General features: G+C 75.3%; 14 protein-coding genes and 1 pseudogene. 7 read left to right on the top strand and 8 right to left on the bottom strand.

Translation table 11 applies throughout. The features are described from left to right. The first annotated feature begins 141 nt into the window (after window positions 1-141). Window positions 142-972, top strand: a complete 831-nt coding sequence (gene nadE / locus ACFWUQ_RS06790) for an ammonia-dependent NAD(+) synthetase (RefSeq protein ID WP_384533843.1) — start codon at window positions 142-144, stop codon at window positions 970-972. Window positions 973-1,001: 29 nt separating this feature from the next. On the opposite strand, the gene ACFWUQ_RS06785 is transcribed toward nadE, so the two are convergent. The 7 genes from ACFWUQ_RS06785 to ACFWUQ_RS06755 form a co-directional block, all read right to left on the bottom strand. Continuing rightward, the gene (locus tag ACFWUQ_RS06785) at window positions 1,002-2,294 is read right to left on the bottom strand and encodes an MFS transporter (protein ID WP_384533840.1); all 1,293 of its coding nucleotides are present in this window, start codon (window positions 2,292-2,294) and stop codon (window positions 1,002-1,004) included. Beyond that, entirely contained in the window at window positions 2,291-3,703 is a 1,413-nt protein-coding gene (locus ACFWUQ_RS06780; RefSeq protein ID WP_384533838.1) for an ATP-grasp domain-containing protein, read from the bottom strand. The genes ACFWUQ_RS06785 and ACFWUQ_RS06780 overlap by 4 nt, the downstream gene beginning before the upstream one ends. Continuing rightward, window positions 3,700-5,118: a hypothetical protein gene (locus tag ACFWUQ_RS06775; protein ID WP_384533835.1), complete on the bottom strand. Its 1,419-nt coding sequence runs from the start codon at window positions 5,116-5,118 to the stop codon at window positions 3,700-3,702. The genes ACFWUQ_RS06780 and ACFWUQ_RS06775 overlap by 4 nt, the downstream gene beginning before the upstream one ends. Window positions 5,119-5,155: 37 nt before the next feature. Then, window positions 5,156-6,343, bottom strand: coding sequence for an AMP-binding protein (locus tag ACFWUQ_RS06770; protein ID WP_384533832.1), 1,188 nt, complete (start codon window positions 6,341-6,343; stop codon window positions 5,156-5,158). After that, the gene (locus ACFWUQ_RS06765) at window positions 6,340-7,722 is read right to left on the bottom strand and encodes an amidase family protein (RefSeq protein WP_384533829.1); all 1,383 of its coding nucleotides are present in this window, start codon (window positions 7,720-7,722) and stop codon (window positions 6,340-6,342) included. The genes ACFWUQ_RS06770 and ACFWUQ_RS06765 overlap by 4 nt, the downstream gene beginning before the upstream one ends. A 171-nt stretch (window positions 7,723-7,893) precedes the next feature. Then, window positions 7,894-8,859, bottom strand: a complete 966-nt coding sequence (locus ACFWUQ_RS06760; protein ID WP_384533826.1) for a RimK family alpha-L-glutamate ligase — start codon at window positions 8,857-8,859, stop codon at window positions 7,894-7,896. Further along, complete coding sequence (locus ACFWUQ_RS06755; protein WP_384533824.1) at window positions 8,856-9,581, bottom strand: SDR family NAD(P)-dependent oxidoreductase; 726 nt, start codon at window positions 9,579-9,581, stop codon at window positions 8,856-8,858. The genes ACFWUQ_RS06760 and ACFWUQ_RS06755 overlap by 4 nt, the downstream gene beginning before the upstream one ends. Window positions 9,582-9,796: 215 nt before the next feature. Here ACFWUQ_RS06755 and ACFWUQ_RS06750 point away from each other — a divergent pair, with 215 nt between their 5' ends. The 6 genes from ACFWUQ_RS06750 (at window position 9,797) to ACFWUQ_RS06725 (ending at window position 16,250) form a co-directional block, all read left to right on the top strand. Then, window positions 9,797-11,101, top strand: coding sequence for a phenylacetate--CoA ligase family protein (locus ACFWUQ_RS06750; protein ID WP_384533821.1), 1,305 nt, complete (start codon window positions 9,797-9,799; stop codon window positions 11,099-11,101). Beyond that, window positions 11,098-12,930 (top strand): prenyltransferase/squalene oxidase repeat-containing protein, encoded by a 1,833-nt coding sequence (locus ACFWUQ_RS06745; protein ID WP_384533819.1) that lies wholly within the window; start codon window positions 11,098-11,100, stop codon window positions 12,928-12,930. Before ACFWUQ_RS06750 ends, ACFWUQ_RS06745 begins: the two co-directional genes overlap by 4 nt. Window positions 12,931-12,995: 65 nt before the next feature. Further along, a complete protein-coding gene (locus tag ACFWUQ_RS06740) occupies window positions 12,996-13,424 on the top strand; it encodes a hypothetical protein (protein WP_384533816.1) in 429 nt (142 codons plus the stop codon). Continuing rightward, on the top strand, window positions 13,424-13,714 hold the full coding sequence (locus ACFWUQ_RS06735; protein WP_384533813.1) for an acyl carrier protein: 291 nt from the start codon (window positions 13,424-13,426) through the stop codon (window positions 13,712-13,714). The genes ACFWUQ_RS06740 and ACFWUQ_RS06735 overlap by 1 nt, the downstream gene beginning before the upstream one ends. After that, complete coding sequence (locus ACFWUQ_RS06730) at window positions 13,711-14,718, top strand: AMP-binding protein (protein ID WP_384533811.1); 1,008 nt, start codon at window positions 13,711-13,713, stop codon at window positions 14,716-14,718. The genes ACFWUQ_RS06735 and ACFWUQ_RS06730 overlap by 4 nt, the downstream gene beginning before the upstream one ends. Further along, complete coding sequence (locus ACFWUQ_RS06725) at window positions 14,715-16,250, top strand: aromatic amino acid ammonia-lyase (RefSeq protein WP_384533808.1); 1,536 nt, start codon at window positions 14,715-14,717, stop codon at window positions 16,248-16,250. Before ACFWUQ_RS06730 ends, ACFWUQ_RS06725 begins: the two co-directional genes overlap by 4 nt. Here ACFWUQ_RS06725 and ACFWUQ_RS06720 read toward each other — a convergent pair. Then, window positions 16,158-17,569, bottom strand: a pseudogene (locus tag ACFWUQ_RS06720) (hypothetical protein); the annotation flags it as partial. The gene ACFWUQ_RS06725 and the pseudogene ACFWUQ_RS06720 overlap by 93 nt on opposite strands.

Below are 17,569 nucleotides of genomic sequence, written 5' to 3'. Positions count from 1 at the left end.
GGGCACGGATTGTGCACCGTGCCGTCGCGGGGCCCCAGGCCGGGGCGGACCACCGCTCGGAGGCCCGGGGGGCGTCGACTAGGGTCGTCGGCACAGCGAACCGCCTACCGCGTACCGCGCGCACGACCCAGAGGAGCAGCAGTGAGCGAGCCGGCGTCCACCGCCCTGCAGCAGGAGATCGCCCGGGAACTCCTGGTGACCGAGACCTTCGACGCGGAGCACGAGATCGAGCGCCGGGTGGCGTTCCTCACCGAGCGGCTCACCTCGACCGGGCTGCGCTCGCTGGTCCTCGGCATCAGCGGCGGCGTCGACTCCACCACCGCGGGGCGGCTGTGCCAGCTCGCCGTGGAGCGGGCCCGCGCCGCGGGGCACGAGGCCGTCTTCTACGCCATGCGCCTGCCCTACGGCGTCCAGGCCGACGAGAAGGACGCGCAGCTCGCCCTCGCGTTCATCCGCGCCGACCGCGTGCTGACCGTCGACATCCGGCCGGCCAGTGACGCCGCCCTCGCGGCCGCGGTCGACGGCGGGGTGGAGTTCCGCGACGCGGGCCACCAGGACTTCGTGCAGGGCAACATCAAGGCCCGCCAGCGCATGATCGCCCAGTACGCGGTCGCGGGCGCGCACGACGGCCTCGTGGTGGGCACGGACCACGCCGCGGAGGCGGTGTCCGGCTTCTTCACCAAGTTCGGCGACGGCGCGGCCGACCTCGTGCCGCTGACCGGACTGACCAAGCGCCGGGTGCGGGCGGTGGCGGACGCGCTGGGCGCCCCCGCGGAGCTGGTGTGGAAGGTGCCGACCGCCGACCTGGAGACCCTCGCCCCCGGCAAGGCGGACGAGGAGGCGCTGGGTGTCACGTACGACGACATCGACGACTTCCTGGAGGGCAAGCCGGTGGACGGGCGCGCCGTCGAGACCATCACGCGCCGCTACCGGCTCACCGAGCACAAGCGGCAGCTCCCGATCGCGCCGTAGCGACCGCGCCGCGGGGCCCGCCGGGAGGATCACTCCTCCCAGTGGGCCTCCTCCGGCAGCGCGGCCAGTCTGCCCACCGGCGAGAAGGCCACGAGCAGCAGCGACACCGTGAATCCGGCGGCCGTGACGACGAGCGTGGCCCGCAGGCCGATCAGGTCGCCGAGCCAGCCGCCGAGCAGGGCTCCCACGGGCATGGTGCCCCAGGTCAGGAAGCGCAGTGCGGCGTTGGTCCGGCCCAGCATCCGGCGCGGGGTCACCGTCTGGGTGAGGGTGGACAGGTGGATGTTGCCGATGGTCGTGCCGATGCCGCCCAGCAGGAACGAGCCGAACAGGACGGCCATGACGACGGCCGTGGGGCCGCCGGCCAGCGGGGTGAGCGCCTGGGCGAAGGAGCCCACGCCGAAGCCGATGACGATCGCGCGGCCCGGCCCGTACCGTTTGGCGACGCCGACCGCGAGGACCGCGCCGATCAGTGAGCCGACGGCGCCCGTGGCCAGGACGAGGCCGAGGGTGCTGCTGGATTCGTGCAGTTCGCGGATCACGAAGAGCGGCAGGACGGTCTGCATGGCCATGAAGAACAGGTTGTTGAAGCCCGCTCGGAAGGCGGAGACCCGCAGGTAGGGGTTGCGGGCGACGAAGCGCAGCGAGCCGGCGATCTCGCTGAGCATCGGTTTCGGCGCGGCCGGGGGGCGGTCCTCCGCGCGCGGGCGCACGGCCAGCAGGGTGAGCGCGGAGAACAGGTGGATGCCGGCGCCGGCGATCATCGTCGCGGGGACGGACATCACCTGGACCAGCAGTCCGCCCAGTCCCGGGCCGCCGATCCGGGCCACCGAACCGCTGCCCTGGATCCGGCTGTTGCCCTCGGCCAGCCGGTCCTTGCCGATGAGGGAGGGCAGGTAGGTCGAGGAGGACAGGTCGTAGAGGACCGCGAGCGAGCCGATGGCGAAGCCGGTGAGGTACAGGCCGGTCAGGCTGAGCGCGTCGAGCCAGAACAGCACCGGTACCAGGGCGAGCAGCGCGGCGCGGGCGAAGTTGGTGAGGATCAGGAAGGGGCGGGGCCGCATCCGGTCGACCCAGACCCCGGCGAAGAGCGTGAGCAGCAGGTACGGGACGAACTGGGCGCCGTTGAGCAGGCCCGCCTGGCTCGACGTCGCGTCGAGCTCGACGACCGCGAGCAGGGGCAGCACCAGGGAGGTGACCTGGACGCCGAAGCGGGCCGCGCTCTCGCCGAGCCAGTACGTGGTGAAGTCGCGGTCGCGCCACAGGCTCGGCGGGGCCGCCGCGTCCCCGGCGCCCGGGTCGGTGATCTCCGACTGGGTCATGCGCGGGCCTCCGGGCGGGCGCCCGCGCGGCTCGCGCCGGCCGCCGCGTGCGGCGGGGGTGTCGGGTCCGGCACGGGTGTCGCTTCCGCCGCGGGTGTCGGGTCCGGCGCGGGTGTCGGGTCCGGCGCGGGCGCCGCGTCCGTCGTGGGCGCCGCGATCCCGTCGACCTCGTAGACCTCCTCGGCCAGCCGCCGTACCGCGAGCGAGTCGGCCTCCAGCACGGACGGGTCCGCGTGGGTCAGGAAGACCCTCAGGGTGGCGGTGAGCAGGTCGGTGGTGGGTCTGATCGTGTCGCCCGCGCCGAGTTTGACCACCACGCCCCGGACGGCCTCCAGGGCCTCGATGCGCGCCACGGCCCGGGCGTCGACCCGGGTGACGGTGCCGGTGCGCCCGGTGGCGGTGTTGCAGACCACGGCGGGCCGGCGCCGCCGGTAGAAGCGGCCCGCGTACTCGGTCCGGAACGCCTCGGGGCGCGCGTAGGCGAGAGCGGTGAGCGAGGCCTGGTCGTGGCCGAGGCAGACCTGGTGCAGCTCCTGGTTCATGTTTCCGTTCATCCGCGCGCCGATCTCCACCAGCGCGGGCCCCCGGGGGGTCACGATGACCTCGGCGTGCGCCGAGCCGTGGCGGATGCCGAGGGCGTCGAGCACCGTGTGGATGTAGGCGACGAGCGCGGGTACGGGCTCCTCCTCCGAGGCGAGGAGTTCATCGCGGTCGTACACCGGGCGGCCGCCCACCAGGCGCTTGTGGTAGCGCCACACCCCGCAGACGAAGTGGGCGCCGTCCCGGCTCACGGTGTCGACGATGTACTCGGTGCCCTCCAGGAACGACTGGACGAGCACCTCGGTGTTGGGCTTGGCGTAGACGTCCGGTCCGCCGCCGAGCACCGCCCGCGCCGCCGCCTCGATCTCCGCGTCGGTGCGGCAGACGTGGACGCGGTCGGAGCCTCCGGAGCTGACCGGCTTGACGACGACGGGCGACTCCGCGGGCAGGCCCGACTCCTTCCGCCAGCGGATCAGGTCGGCGGGGTCGGCGGACTTGTACTGCCGCGCGCACCGGATGCCCCGCCCCCGCAGGCGCTCCCCCATGGCGTACTTGTCCCAGCGCGAGGCGGAGAGCCGGGTGCCGTTCGTGGGCAGGCCGAGGAGTTCGCTGAGGCGGTCGGCGAGGGACACACCCGAGTCGTGGCCCGCGATGACGAAGGAGGGCGCGTGGGCGCGGACGCGCGCCAGGGCGGGCCCGCCGTCGTAGACGAGGCTCTCGGTGAAGCCGCTGAGGTCGCGCGGCAGGACCGCGGAGACCTCGTCCCGCGCCTGGAGGTGCACGAGGTCCACCCCGTACGCGGCGAAGGCGGCGGGCAGCAGTCGGCCGTTGGTATAGGCGTCGACGACGATTCCGGTCGCCCGGCTCATGCCCGCTCCCCCGCCCGGTGGCCGTCGCGCGGGTGCCCGGCCCGGTCGGCGCCGGTCCGGTCGCCGATCTGGTGGAAGACGCAGCCGACGTGCGAGCCGTCGCCGAGGAACCGGATGTCCTGCGCGCCGTACGGGATGCCCTTGATGAAGGCGCCGCTGTAGCCGTGCACGGTGTGGAAGACGCCCCAGTTGAGCAGGCACGGCGCGAGGACGTCCGGGTCGTCGTCGTCCACGAAGCGCTCCGCGTCGGCCACCACCCGTTCCTGGACCACGTGCGGGCTGTCGAGGGCGGCGGTGACGCGGCGCTCCCATTCCGCGGGGTCGACCATCCAGCCGGCGGTGATGCCCTGGCCGGCGAATCCGGCGCTGGGCTTGAGGACCAGCCGCTCGCGTTCGGACAGCACGTGTGCCACGAGGTCCACGCCCCTGCCCTCGCGGGTGACGCGGCCGACGCGCAGCGGGCGGGTCCAGGGCAGCAGGCGGTCGACGACGTCGAGCTCGGCGGGGTCGAGGATGTCGCGGTGGGTCTCGTCGCTGAGGAGGCCCAGGCAGTCCTTGATGCCGTAGAGGTCGGCGGGCAGCGGCGCGAACAGGTGGGCGGCGCCCGCGGCGACCGCGTCCAGGAGCGGGGCCGCCAGTTCGCTGGTCTCGGGGGTGCCCGTGAGACGGCTGAGCTGGAAGGTGCGGAAGAGGCGGTCGACGCGGCGGCCGGCGGCGGTCAGCACGCCGCCTTCGTAGCGGAGCTGGCCGATGTGGCAGGGGAAGGCCTCGTGCCCCAGCTCGGCGAGCTGCTCGACGAACAGTTTCAGGTGCCCGAACTCCAACGCCGTCTCCGGGCTGTTGGGCCACTTCACGACGGCGATCGGCAGACCGGAGGAGGGGGTGGAGGCCTCCATGGACGCCATCACCCCGGCGGCCGGGTCGCCGTAGCCGAGGCCGTGCCGCGCCGCGAACTCGGTGAGCGCGGTGTCGGAGAGCATGCCCCGGCACATCTCCGCTATCTCACAACCCCCCAGTGAACTGGTGGTGTTGAACTCGACCAGCCGGAAGACTCCCTGTTCGCGCAGCAGGTCGGCCCGGCCCAGCGGAACGGCCGGGCCGGGGACGGCGCAGCGCACGGCCGCTTCGGCCTGGACCGCGGGCAGCCCGAGGGCGCGGGCCATACGTCCGGGGTCCCCGCCGTAGAGGCGCTCGGGCAGGGAGCACAGCACCCGCAGGAAGACGCCGAGGTCGTGGTCGAGGGCGCGGGTCTCGGCGGCTTCGAGGAAGGTCGGGCGGTTGAAGACCGGTCGGCCGAGCCAGGCGTGGGTGCGGTCGAAGGCGGGGTCCGAGGTGGTGACGGCGCGGGCCTTGCCGCGCGTGCCGTCGAGGAACTCCCTGGTGATCCGGTTCTCGACCGGCGTGCCGCGCTCCATGCGCTGTCCCCTGTCTGTCATCTGCGGTGGCCGGCTCTCAGCCGGTGCTTGTCGTGGGGTGGTGCCAGGCGTGCGGGACCACCTTGCCGGTGCGGCTGTTGCGGGCGAGCCGGTCGACGCGTTCGACCCGCACGCTCTCGGGGTGCTGCGCGGCGATCGCGGTCAGGGCGTAGACGCGGCGCAGCAGTTCGGACAGGATCCGGCGCGCGTCCCGCTCCGGCCCGGTGTAGCGGACGGTCAGGGCGCGCAGCGCCTCCGGGTCGGCGGGGTCCGCGGTCAGGGCCAGCTGGCCGTCGGTGACGCCCGGCACGGCGCGGACCACGTCGAGGAGGTCGCCGAGCCGGATCATGGTGTTGTGGAACTTCAGCCGGTCGTCGGCGCGGCCGAGCACCCGGAAGCCGTCCTCGGTTGTGCAGGGGCAGCTGTCGGGAGTGATCCGGTCGCCGAGGCGGTAGCGCACCACGGGGGTGGGCCAGCCGTCCCCCACCCGGGTGAGCAGGGTGCGCTCCTCGTCGTACTCCAGCAGCTGCTCGGGCAGCAGGTGGAGCAGGCCGGGCGCGCACCCGGGGCCGCTGGTGGCGATGACGTACGTCTCGATGGAGCCGTAGTTGCCCCACAGGGCGGCCTGCGGGAAGGCGCGCAGGACCGCTTCCCGGCGGGCGGGTGTCAGCGGCTCGCCCGCCCAGACAACGGTGCGTACGGGCAGTTCGGCGCCGGTGGCGACGACCGCGTCGGCGAAGTCGGCCAGGGCGCTCGGGGCGCCCGCGAGGGCGTTCACCCCGGTGTCGCGGAACACGTCCGCCCAGTCCGGGAGTTCGGCGGCGGCGACCGGCCCCATGGGCAGCACGGAGGCCTGGCAGTGGGCCGCGAGGGCGTTGTAGAAGTAGTGCGCGCCCCACAGCCGGCCCGGGCGGAACAGGTTGAGCAGCACGTCCCCGGCGTGGAGCGGGCGCCAGCCGGCTCGCAGCAGCCGGGGGATGCCCTGGTCCGGGGCGATGGTGGTGATCTTGAGCTTGCCGGTGGTGCCGCCGCTGGCGACGACCTGACCGCCGGCGGCGGCCGCGAGGGCGCGGCTGACCGCGGTCACCTGGGCCGGACCGCTCTCGGGCAGCCCTGCCGTCCCGGGGGCGGCCGCGGCGGACGGAACCGGATGACCGCCCAGGACTTCCAAGCGGGCCGCCTCGATCCGGATCCGGTCGGGGTCCACCGACCCGACGCGCCTCATCGCGCGTCCCGGAGCGTACGGGCGACCCGCTCGGCGATCACCGGCACCGCGCCGAGCAGGTGCTCCAGTCGGGCTCCGAGTGCGAGCAGGGCGGCTTCCTGGTCCGGCCGGCCGACCAGTTGAGCGCCGACGGGTCCGTGCGCGGGGTCGACCGCGGCCGGCTGCACCAGGGCGGGCAGCCCGGCGAAACTGGCGATCGGGGTGTAGCCGAGGCGGTCCGCGTAGTCGGCGTCGTCGGGCTTGGGCAGGGTGGGCCGGCCGGCCCGTTCGGCGACCCGTTTGGGCGGCGTCGAGCTGACGGGCATCAGCAGCATGTCGATGCCCTCGCGGTCGAGGAACGCGAGGAGTCCGGAGCGGAACCGCGCCTGTGCGTCGAGCAGTTCGGCGCGGCGTCCGGATGCCGGTTCGGGTCCCAGGGAGGCGCGGGCGACGGGTGAGATCCGCAGCGTGAGCCGGGCCTCGACCTGCTCGACCACTTCGGCGACGTCGATCGCGCACAGCTCCCAGGCGTGGGCGCGGGCGCTCCACAGGTCGTCGGGGAGCTCCACCTCGCGGCAGAGCACGCCGAGTTCGGCCAGGGCCGCGGCGGTACGGGCGACGCCCTCGGCCAGTACGGGTGCGCAGCCCCGGGTATTGGCCACGGTGGCCACGCGCGGAATCCGGCCGGGCTCCGGCCCGGCGGGCCCGGCCCCGACGACCGGCCCGCGCCGCCACAGCCGGCGCAGGTCGGCGACCGTACGGGCCATCAGCCCCAGGGCGTCCTGGGTGGGCGACACCGGCAGTGCGCCGGTGAGCCGGCCGGGGTGCCAGGTGGTCCGCAGTCCCGCGATCCCGCAGTTGGTCGCGGGCCAGCGGGTGGAGCCGAGGACGTCCGTGGAGAGCGCGAAATCGCAGATGCCGGCGGCGACGGAGACGGCGGACCCGGTGCTTGAGCCGCCCGGGGACAGATCGGGAAAGGCCGGGTTCAGGACGTCACCGGGGGCGCCGATGTTCAGTTCGGTGGCGTACGCCTTGCCGATGACGGCCGGTCCCAGGGCGCGGATCCGGGCCACCGCGGCCGCGTCGGCGGCCGGGTGGTGGCGGTGCGTCGCGTGTCCCAGGGTGGTGGGCATGCCGGCGACGTCCACGGTGTCCTTCACGCCGAGCGTGATTCCGGCGACGTCGGCGCCGCCGTCGAGCCAGACCATCGCCCGGGTCACCCGGTCGGCCTCGGCGATCCAGCGGCGGCGGGCCTCGCGCCACCGGTCGCGGTCCAGGCCCGCGTCGGCCAGGGCTTTCGCGCGCCCTTCGACGGGTCCGAGCAGCAGGGCGGCGGGGATGTCGCCGGTCCCGGGCTCCAGGGTCTGTTCGAGATAGCCGAGTGCTGCGGCTGTCGTCACGGTGCGACTCTCTCGGTTCGTCCGGATCCGCGTCGGCGGACCGGGGCAGCGGGCAGGGGGCTTCGGGGCACCGGGCGTGGGTCGGCGGGGCAGCACGCCGGGGCCGGCGGGCCGCCGGTGCGGCGGCGGACCGTCCGCCGGGTCAGCGGCCGCCGGGTGGGCGGCCCCGGGTCAGCGGCCGGCCAGGAAGGCGTCGAGGCGGCGCTCGTACGCGGCGAAGCGGGTGGCGACGACGTGGTGGACGAGGTCGGCGGGCGCGAGCAGCCGCGACACCGCCCCGTCGGCCTCGAACTCCGACAGCCACAGGGTGCCGTCCGCCAGCAGCAGGTCGACGCAGAGGTAGGCGACGCCGAGCCGCCGTGCGGCGAGTTTGACGAGGTCGTGGACGCGGGGATCGATCTCGGTGCGCACGGAGTAGCTGCCGCCCCGGGTGACGTTCGCGACGTGCGAACCCTGGCGCGGGATCCGGTCGAACATCGCGACGATGGTGCCCTCGACGGCGACGACCCGGATGTCCGCGGTGACACCCGCCAGCCGGGGCTGGATCGCGACTCCGGTCCGGCTGCCGGCGGCGAGCCCGAGCACCGCTTCGAGGCTGTCGCGGTCCGGGCAGGCCACACAGCCCTGCCCGCCGCTCCAGGAGAGCGGCTTGACGAACACCGGGAACCAGTCGTTCGGTACGAGGTTGAGGTGCCGCAGCCGGTGCACGTCGCGGTCGGCGGCGAGCCGGATGGTGGGGACGACCGGGACCGGCGAGTCCAGGAAGGCGTTCAAGGTCGCGTACTTGTCGTTGAGCAGGATGCCCGTGTCGAGCGGGATCGGCAGCCAGAAGCCCAGGGTCGCGAGGGAGCGCATCAGCGAGACGCCGGCCCACAGGTCGATCTCGTGGGTGGGGCTCGTACGCACGCCGTAGACGATGATGTCCCGCTCGGGGGACAGGGGTTCGTCCCGCCAGTAGGCGGTCCCCCGCGCGATGGCTATGTGGTCGGGGGCGGCCACGCCGAAATCGAGTCCGGCCCGGTCGGCCGCCGCTTTGTAGTCGACCCAGAACTCCCCCTCCTCATAAGCGCGGAGGAGTTCCGAACTCCGGTCGGGAAATATGTAGAGAATGCGTCTGCGCTGCATCTCGGCGCTCATCTCCCCAGTACGCTTCCGCCATTGACGTCGAATACCTGCCCGGTGATCCATCCGGCGGCCGGCGAGGCCAGGAAATGAATCACGGAGGCGATGTCACCGGGTACGCCCGCGCGGCCGACGAGTGTGTCGGCCACCAGGCTGTCGTGCCGCGCCGAGCGCCCGGAGGGGTCGAAGAACTCGGTGTCCTGGACGTAGCCGGGCGCCACCGTGTTCACCAGGATGCCCTCCGGCCCGCCCTTGCGGGCCAGGCCCTGGGACCAGCCGATCATCCCCGCTTTGGCGGCCGTGTACCCGTCGGCGCCGCCCCGCCGCGCGGCCACCGAGCTCACGTTGACCACCCGCGCGCCCGGCCGCAGCAGCCGCGGCCAGAGCGCCTCGGTGAGCACGGCCGCCGAGAAGAGGTTGGCGTCGAGCGTGCGCCGGAAGGAGTCGGCGTACCCGGCCAGTCCGGGCTGCTTGGCCCTGTCGATCCCGCCCGCGTTGTTCACGAGCACGTCGACCGGTCCGTCGGGGAGCGCGGCGAGCACCTGTTCGACGCCGGCCGTCTGGGCGAGGTCGGCGGCCACGATGTGGACGGTGGCGGGGGCCAGGCTCGCGGCCACGTCCTTCAGCACGTCCGCGCGCCGGCCGACCACGACCACCTCCGCGCCGTCCTGGGCGAAGAGGCGGGCCGCGGCCCGGCCGATGCCCGTGCCCGCTCCGGTGACAACGACTCTGGTCAAGAACGCTCCCTCGGTAGACCCTGTTCCAGATCCCGCCCGGAACGATGCCCGGCGGCGCTTAACGAACGCTTAACACCGGGAATGGATACCCGAGTCGGCGCGGAATACGTGCGGGCGGGTTTCAGGAACCCTTAAGCGCATGGACATCACCGTCGGGCCGGTGTTAGCTGACGGTCGACTCTCATCCAGCGGTTGTGCCGGGAGATCAAGTGATTGTGCATCACGACAGACGGTTGGACATCCTGCGCGAAGCGCGGCGGGAGACCGAGGAAACGGCCGGAACACCCGGGCCCGAATTCTATGCGCGCAAACTCGCCCGGGTGTGGGAGAGGGCTTCGGCCGCACCGGCCTACCGGGCTCTCGGACCCTTCTCCCCGGAGGCCTTCGCCGCGCTGGCGCCCACGCCCCGCGAGGAACTGAAGGCCCGGCCGCTCGACTTCGCGACCGTCACGCCGGGCGAGGCGCTGCGGTACTACGAGACCACCGGCAGCACGGGCAGCCCGACCCCCACGCCCAGGCTCGCCGAGGACGTCATCTGGAACACCGTCTCGGTCGCCGAGGCCTGGCGGTCCGTCCTGGACGAGGACGAGCGGATCCTCAGCCTCATGCCCTCGGACGTGGTCCCGGTCGGGGACCTGATCGCCCAGGTCAGCGACTACCTCGACCTCTCCCATGTGCGCGCCTACCCGTTCGCCGCCGGCATCACCGGCTGGGACCGGCTGGTGGACCTGTGGCGCGGCTACCGCCCCACCACCGTCTTCCTGGCGCCCGGCGTGGCCCTGGAGTGGACCCGGCTGGCGGCCGCCCGCGGCCTGCTGCCCGAGCTCGGCGCCGGACTGCGCAGGCTGATGCTGCTCGGGGAGGTCAACACCGCGCCGTTCCGTACCCGGTTGGGGCAGTGGTGGGGAGCCGATGCCCACGACGCCAGCTATGGCAGCACCGAGACCGGTACCCTCGCCACCGCCTGCGCGGCCGGCGGCCAGCACCTGCTGCCCGCCGCCACGTACTTCGAACTCGACACGGGGGACGCGATCGTTCCCGTCCGCGGCGGCGGCACCGGGCAGCTGGTCGTCACCCCGCTGAACGCCTACGCCCGCCCGCTGCTGCGCCTGCGCACCGGGGACGTGGTGACGCTCACGCACGGCTGCCCCTGCGGCCGGGACACCGCGCTGGTCACGGTGCACGGCCGGGCCTCCGACACCCTGCGCGTGCACGGCGTCGTGCTCACTCCGCGCGACGTGGAGGAGGTGGTGTTCGGCGCGGCCGAGGCCACCGGGTACCTGATCGAGGTCGGGCCGGACGGCGACTTCGCCCAGTTGCTGCTGGAGCGCCTCTCCGGCGCGGACCGGATCGACGAACCGGCCGTCGCGGAGGAGGTGCGGCGCGTCTCCAAGGAACGGCTCGGCCTCTCCTGGGACCGCGTCGCGTTCGTCAACTCCCTGCCGCAGAGGACCAAGAGCGGCGCCTCGCAGAAGAGCTGGAAACGCTCGAACATACGGATACTGGAGCGCACTCCGTGACCGGCGCGGCGGCGCGAGCCCTCGGCGCGGTCACCGGCGAGCCCGACCTGTGGTGCACGTACGCCGCGACGAGGACCCTCGCCTGGCTGGACCGGGCCGACACGGCGGCGGCCCCCGGGGCCACGGCGGACTACCTCCTCTCCCGCCGCAACCACGACGGCGGTTACGCGTGGAGCGCCGGGATGCCCTCCGACGCCTGGGCGACCTTCTACTGCACCCAGGCCCTGCGGGACCTCGGCCACCCGCTGCCCGCCCCCGAGCGGACGGCCCGCTGGCTGGAGTCCACCTGGACCGGCGAGGCGTACGGCATGCAGCCCGGCCAGGGCGCCGAGGTGTGGGCCACGCACTTCACCGCCCGCACCGCCGCCTCCCTCGCCGGCCCGGCCGCCGGCTCCCCGTACGCCGGCTCCGACCGGAGCCGCCACCGGCGGCTGCTGCGCTGGCTGGGCGAGCTCCAGGGCCCGGACGGCGGGCTCGGCTGGACCCCGGCGGACGCCCGGCACGGCCGCGCGGACGTACGGGCCTGCTACTACGGGGTACTGGCCTGGGCGGCCGTCCCCGGCGAGCCGCCGCCGTGGGACGTGGGCCGACTGGTCGCCTGGCTGCGCGCGCGGCAGGACGCGTCCGGCGGCTTCCGCTTCTCCCCCGCCGCCGAGGTGCCGTGCATGTGGGCGACGTACCGGGCGGCGGGAGCGCTCGCCGCGCTGGGGGCGACGGCCGCGGAGCCGGAGCGCTGCGTGGAGTGGGTGCTGCGGCTGCGCGGCGCGTCGGGCGCTTTCGTGCGCTGGGAGGAGTACGCGGTGGAGGACGTGTGGGCGTCCTTCTGCGCGGTCGGCAGCTTGCGCGCCCTCGGCGTCTCCACCGACGCGGTCGCCGAGGCCGTCACCCGGCGTATCACCGCCCTGGCCGTCCCCGGCGGCGGGTACACGTACCGGGAACCGGCGCTGGCCGCCGACGCGCTGACGACCGCGGCGCTCGCCCTGGACCCGGCGACCGGACCGGGCCGGCGCGCGGAGCTGGTGCGCTGGATGGAGGCGTGCCGGCTGCCCAACGAGGGCGGGGTGATGTACATGCCCGGGCGCGGCGCGGAGGTCCGGAGCACTCTGTGGGCCGTGGCGGCGGGCGCGTTCGCCGGGGACCCGCCGGCGCGCGCGGGGATCGCCGACTGGCTCACCGCCCTGCAGAACGACGACGGGGGCTTCGGCTACTGGAGCGGGCGCGGCTCCGACCTGGTCTCCACCGCCTCCGCCGTGGAGACCCTGCGGCTGCTCGGCACGCCGGTGGCCCGTGCGGTGGACGTCCGGGCGCTGGTCCGCTTCACCGCGTCCTGCGCGCATCCCGGCGGCCGCTTCGGCCAGGTGCCCGGCGCCCCGGCGAGCCTGCGCTCGACGCTGCAGGCCCATCGGGTCCTGGCGGCCGCCGGTGCGCCCGTGCCGGCGGCGGAGACGGCCTCGGCGCTTCAGGCGCACCGCGTACGCGGGGGCGGGTTCGCCAACGAGGGCGACCGGCTGCCGGACCTGCTGTCCACGTACGAGGCGCTGGTGGCTCTCGGGCGCGCCGGCCTGCCCGTGGACAGCGGGCACCTGGGGCTGTTCCTCAAGGCCGTCGACCGGCCGGACGGTACGGCCTGGTCCCCGCTGGCGCCCGCCGGCGGCGGTCCGCTCGCCGCCCTCCTCGGAGCGCTGCTGCGGCGGACGGCCGACGCCGCGACCGGGCCGGGCGGCGACGCCGGCGCCGGATCCGCGGCCGCCGACGGCGGCGCCGGTGCCGGCGCGGATGGCGGCCGCATCCGGACCGGAGCCGGACTGCCGGCCCTGACGCTCTCCTGACCCGGGCCCGCCCCGCAGGCCCCCGCGCCCCGCAGTCCCCCGACCCGCCTCCCCCTGGGACCACGATGCCTACGATCACCATCGCGACCGCGGACCTGTCCGCCCCCCGGCGCCGGGCGGTCGCCCTGAGCATCACCCGCTGGCTGACCGGCCGCGGCGTCCGACGCGCCCATGTCGTCGTCCGCTTCGAACCGGTCGCCGAGGACCGGGTCTTCGCCGGCGGCTGGCCGGTGGCGGCGCTGCCGCGCCCCGCCGAGGGGGAGGGCCTGCACCACGCCTCGGTGCTCTGCTGCGTCTCCCCGGACCGGGACGAGGAGTTCCGCTCCCAGCTGGCCGCGCACATCGCCGAGGCCCTCGGGGTGACGGTCCGCAGTCCGTTCTTCTACCTGGAGTTCCGCCCCACCTCGCCCGCCGACGTCTACATCGCGGCGGCGGGTCCACTTCACCGGTCCGACCTGCCGGTCGGACCGGACGTCAGCGAAGGACGGCCGTGATGACGACACCCCTCGAATCCGTGCACACCCGGCTCCGCGTGCTCCTTGCGTCCCGGCTGGGGGCGGAGTTCGCCTCGGTCCCGGACGACACCGACCTCCGGGCAGCGCTCGGGGACGGCTACGACAGCCTCACCGTGATGGAGTGCATCAGCGCGGTGGAGGGCGAGTTCGACATCGAGGTGGACTTGGTGGGCGACGACGTACGGCACTGGTTCGCCACCGTCGGGCGCATGTCCCGGTTCGTCGCGGACCGGCTGGAGGACGCCGGGGTCCTGGGGACCGGCCGGTGACGCGGACGGCCGCGCCCCCGCCCGGGGAGATCGCCTTCGACACCTCCGGCACCACCGCCGCGCCCGTCACCTGGCTGCGCAGCGCCGCCCAACTGGCGGCCGAGGCCGAACTGCTGGCCTCGGCCCTCGGCCGGGTGGACCGGGTGGTGTGCTTCGCCCCGCCGCGCCATCTGTACGGCAGGATCTTCGGGGTCGAGATCCCCCGGCTGCTGGGCGTGCCGGCGGTGCTGTGCTGGGACCGGCCGCTGGATCCGCCCGAGTTCGAGGCGGGGGCCAGGACCCTGGTGGCCTGTCTGCCGTCGACGTGGCAGCTGCTGCGCCGCCTTCCGGTGCCCGCCGCACGCCGCGAGGTGATCGCTGTGCACAGTACGGCCCGGGCCACCGGCGCCACGTTCGAGGTGGCGGCCCGGCTGGCCGGCACCGGCTTCCGCGCGGTGGAGGTGCTCGGCTCGACGGAGACCGGCGCCGTCGCCACCCGGAACATCGACCCCGTGGCCCGGGACGGGGCCCCGTGGCGGCTGCTGCCCGATGTCGGGTGGAAGGACACCGGCCCGGGGATCCGCCCGCTGACCGTCACCGGGCCCCGGCTGGCCCGCCGGCCGGGCCGGGCCGCGCCCGGGGAACTGGTGATGCCGGACCTGGTGGTCGCCGAGGGCGCGCGGACCTTCCGCAGGATCGGCCGGGCCTCGGGGATCGTGAAGGTCAACGGGGTGCGCTGCGACCTGGGCCGGATCGAGCAGCTCGTCCGGGAGGCCTTGCCCGGCACGGACGCGGCCTGCGTGCCGGTGGCCGACGAGATCCGGGGCGAGCACTACGGGCTGTACTACGCGAGCGACGGCGATCTGGAGCCGGCCCGGGTACGGTCCCGGCTCGCCGGGGCTCTCGGCTCCTGCCCCGGGCCCCGTACGGTGGTCCGCGTCCGGCGCATCCCGCGGGCCGGTGACCGGGTCCTGACGGGCGAGCTGCCGGGCCTGGCCGCCGCCGACCCGCGGGGGGCGCGATGACGGCCGCCCCGGCGGGCGCGCCGACGGCGCCGGGCCCCGCCGCGGAGCCGGGACCGGACCCGGACGATTCCCGGTGCGGCGGCGTCGAGGACCTGCTCGCCCGCAGTGCCTGGACCGCGCGGATCGAGACGACGGCGGCCGACCGGACGCGGATGGCCGCGAGCCGCGAGGTCTTCGAACGGGCCCGGGAGCGCAGGGACGTGTACGGGGCCACCCGCGGCTTCGGCCCGCTCGTCGACTACCCGGCCGACACCGATCCCGGAGCCCAGGGACTGGGCCTCATCCGGCACCTCGCGGCCGGCCAGGGCGAGCCGCTGGCCCCGGCGGTGACCCGCACCATGGTGTGGCTGCGGCTGCGGGGGATGACCGCGGGCCACTCCGCCGTGGAACCGGAGCTGTGGCGCTCGCTCGCCGACCAGTGGAACGCCGGTTTCACTCCGGTGGTGCCGCGCGACGGCAGCCTGAGCGCCAGCGGGGACCTCGTACCCCTCGCCCATGCCGCGCTGGCCGCCACGGGAGCCGGGGAGGGCCAGGCCGCCTGGACGGATCCGCGCCGGCCGGGCGCCGGCCGCGAGCGGCCCGACGTCGTGCTGCGCCGGCTCGGCCTGCCGGGCGCGGTGTGGGACGCGCGGGGCGCGCTCGCCTTCGTCAACGGCTCCGGGGCGTGCCTGGCCCAGGCGCTGCACAACCACCGGGAGCTGGCCGCCGCGGTCCGGCTGGCCGCCGCGGCCACCGGCCGCCTGGCCGCGCTCCTGGGCGCCGATCCGGATCCCTACCACGACGGACTGAGCCGGGTGCGCAACCAGCCGGGGCAGCGGCGCGCGGCGGCCCTGATCCGGGCGGAGCTGCCGCCCGGTCACGTACGGGGGGCGGCGCGGCCGTTGCAGGAGCGGTACTCGCTGCGGTGCGCGCCGCAGGTGCTGGGCGCGGTCCTGGACCAGCTGCGGTTCCAGGAGGAGGTACTGCTGGCGGAGGCGGCGGGCTGTACGGACAACCCGGTGACCGTCGACGGCGCGATCCTGCACGGCGGCAACTTCCACGCCGCGCCGGTCGCCCTGGCCTCGGAGTCGCACGCGACCTGCGCCCAGCAGGTCGCGCTGCTGATGGAGCGCCAGCTCGCCCTGCTGCTCGACCCCCGGGCCAACGGCGGTCTGCCGCCCCTGCTGGCGCCCGTCCCGGGCCGGGACAGCGGGCTCGCCGGCGTGCAGATCGCCGCGTCCTCGCACCTGTCCCGGATCCGTCAGCTCGGCTACCCGGCGTCGATGACGACGATCCCCACGAATCTGGAGAACCAGGACCACGTGCCGCTCGCCCTCAACAGCGCCACCGCGGTCGCCGACATGCTCGACCGGCTGCGCTGGATCGCCGGCGGGCTGCTGCTGGCCCTGACCCAGGCGGGGCACCTCACCGGGGCCCGCCCGAGCGGCCTGTGGGCGCGGCTAGCCGAGGCCGCTCCGCCCCTCCAGCGCGACCGCCCGCTGGCGGCCGAGGTCGCGGCCCTGGCCGAGCTCGCGCTGGCGGCCGGGACGTAGCGCGCTGCGGGTCAGCTCGTCGTAGCGGGCCAGGAGTTGGACCAGGGCCCGGGTGCGCTCGGCGGGCAGCCCGGTGGCGGGCCGGTACGCGGCGGCGGTCAGGTTGGGCCGCTCCACCGCGAGCCACTGGGCGGCGGCGCGCGCGTGCGGGAAGAGCCGGTCGGGGCCGTCGAGGGCCAGCAGGGCGCGGGGCGGGCGCAGCAGCCGCAGCGCCGAGCGGGCGTGCACGAGGTAGTGCTCGGCGAGCCGGCCGGCGGCGGCGCGGCGGACCGGCTCGGAGTCCTCCCGACCGGCGGCCCGCAGGGCGTACCGGCGCAGCAGCGGGTGCAGCCGGAACCGGTTGCTGGCGTGCTGCTCCAGCAGGTTGCGGTCCAGCAGGCTCTCCAGCACGGGCCGGATCCGTGCGGGCGGGGCGGCCGTCAGCGCGGTGATCGCCGCCGCGTCGGCGTCCGGCCCGGGGAGCAGCCCGAGGCAGCGGAAGACGCGCTGCTCGGTGTCGGTGAGGGCGCGGTACGAGGCGTGGAAGGCCTGGCTCACGCTGCGGCTGCCCAGCCGCAGTTCGTCGAGGGCGTGGTCGCCCCGGAGTCGGCCGACGAGTTCCTCGGCGGGCCAGGTGGGCCGTTCGCGGAGCCGGACGGCGGCGAGCCGGACGGCCAGCGGCAGGTTCCCGCACAGCCGTGCCACCTCGACGGCGGCCCGGCCGCGCCGCTCCGGCGCGGCGGCGGCGTCGGTCCCGGTGATGGCGGTCCCGGTGATGGCGGTCCCGGTGATGGCGGTGAAGAGCGCCGCCGCCTCCGCGGTGGACAGTACGCCCAGGGGCAGCTGGTGGGCGCCGTCCACCTCGGCGAGCGGACCGCGGCCGGTGATGACGACGAGGCTGGCCGAGTCGCCCGGCAGGAGCGGGCGGATGTGCGCGGCGTCGGCCGCGTTGTCCAGGACGACGATCATGCGGCGCCGGGCGAGCGTCGCGCGCCAGCGGGCGGCGGCCAGGACGGTGCCGGAGCCGGTGCCGTCCCCGCTGGGGTGTTCGCAGGGCTCCCCGGCCATGCGCAGCAGCAGGTCGAGCGCTTCGTGGGCGGGCATCGGGCCGCGTTCGGCGCTGTGGCCGTGCAGGTCGACGAAGAGTTGGCCGTCGGGGTAGGCGGCGCTCGCGAGGTGCGCGACGCGGGTGGCGAAGGCGGTCTTGCCGACGCCGGCCATGCCGGTGACGGCGAGGATCGCGGCGCCGGGTCCGGCGGCCCGGACGAGCGCGTCGGCCCGGTCGAGTTCGGCGGTGCGGCCCGTGAAGTCGACGAGGTCCCGCGGAAGCATCCGGGGCC

Origin of the sequence: Streptomyces sp. NPDC058662 (genome assembly GCF_042716255.1) — a bacterium.
In the GTDB taxonomy this organism is placed as follows: Bacteria; Actinomycetota; Actinomycetes; order Streptomycetales; family Streptomycetaceae; genus Streptomyces.
This window is presented reverse-complemented; position numbering and strand designations above follow the sequence as displayed.

Bases quoted from the DNA above. Each gene is read 5' to 3' on its own strand.
- ACFWUQ_RS06785 (WP_384533840.1), bottom strand. From the start codon at position 2,294: ATGACCCAGTCGGAGATCACCGACCCGGGCGCCGGGGACGCGGCGGCC.
- ACFWUQ_RS06780 (WP_384533838.1), bottom strand. From the start codon at position 3,703: ATGAGCCGGGCGACCGGAATCGTCGTCGACGCCTATACCAACGGCCGA.
- ACFWUQ_RS06775 (WP_384533835.1), bottom strand. From the start codon at position 5,118: ATGGAGCGCGGCACGCCGGTCGAGAACCGGATCACCAGGGAGTTCCTC.
- ACFWUQ_RS06770 (WP_384533832.1), bottom strand. From the start codon at position 6,343: ATGAGGCGCGTCGGGTCGGTGGACCCCGACCGGATCCGGATCGAGGCG.
- ACFWUQ_RS06760 (WP_384533826.1), bottom strand. From the start codon at position 8,859: ATGAGCGCCGAGATGCAGCGCAGACGCATTCTCTACATATTTCCCGAC.
- ACFWUQ_RS06740 (WP_384533816.1), top strand. From the start codon at position 12,996: ATGCCTACGATCACCATCGCGACCGCGGACCTGTCCGCCCCCCGGCGC.
- ACFWUQ_RS06735 (WP_384533813.1), top strand. From the start codon at position 13,424: ATGACGACACCCCTCGAATCCGTGCACACCCGGCTCCGCGTGCTCCTT.
- ACFWUQ_RS06725 (WP_384533808.1), top strand. From the start codon at position 14,715: ATGACGGCCGCCCCGGCGGGCGCGCCGACGGCGCCGGGCCCCGCCGCG.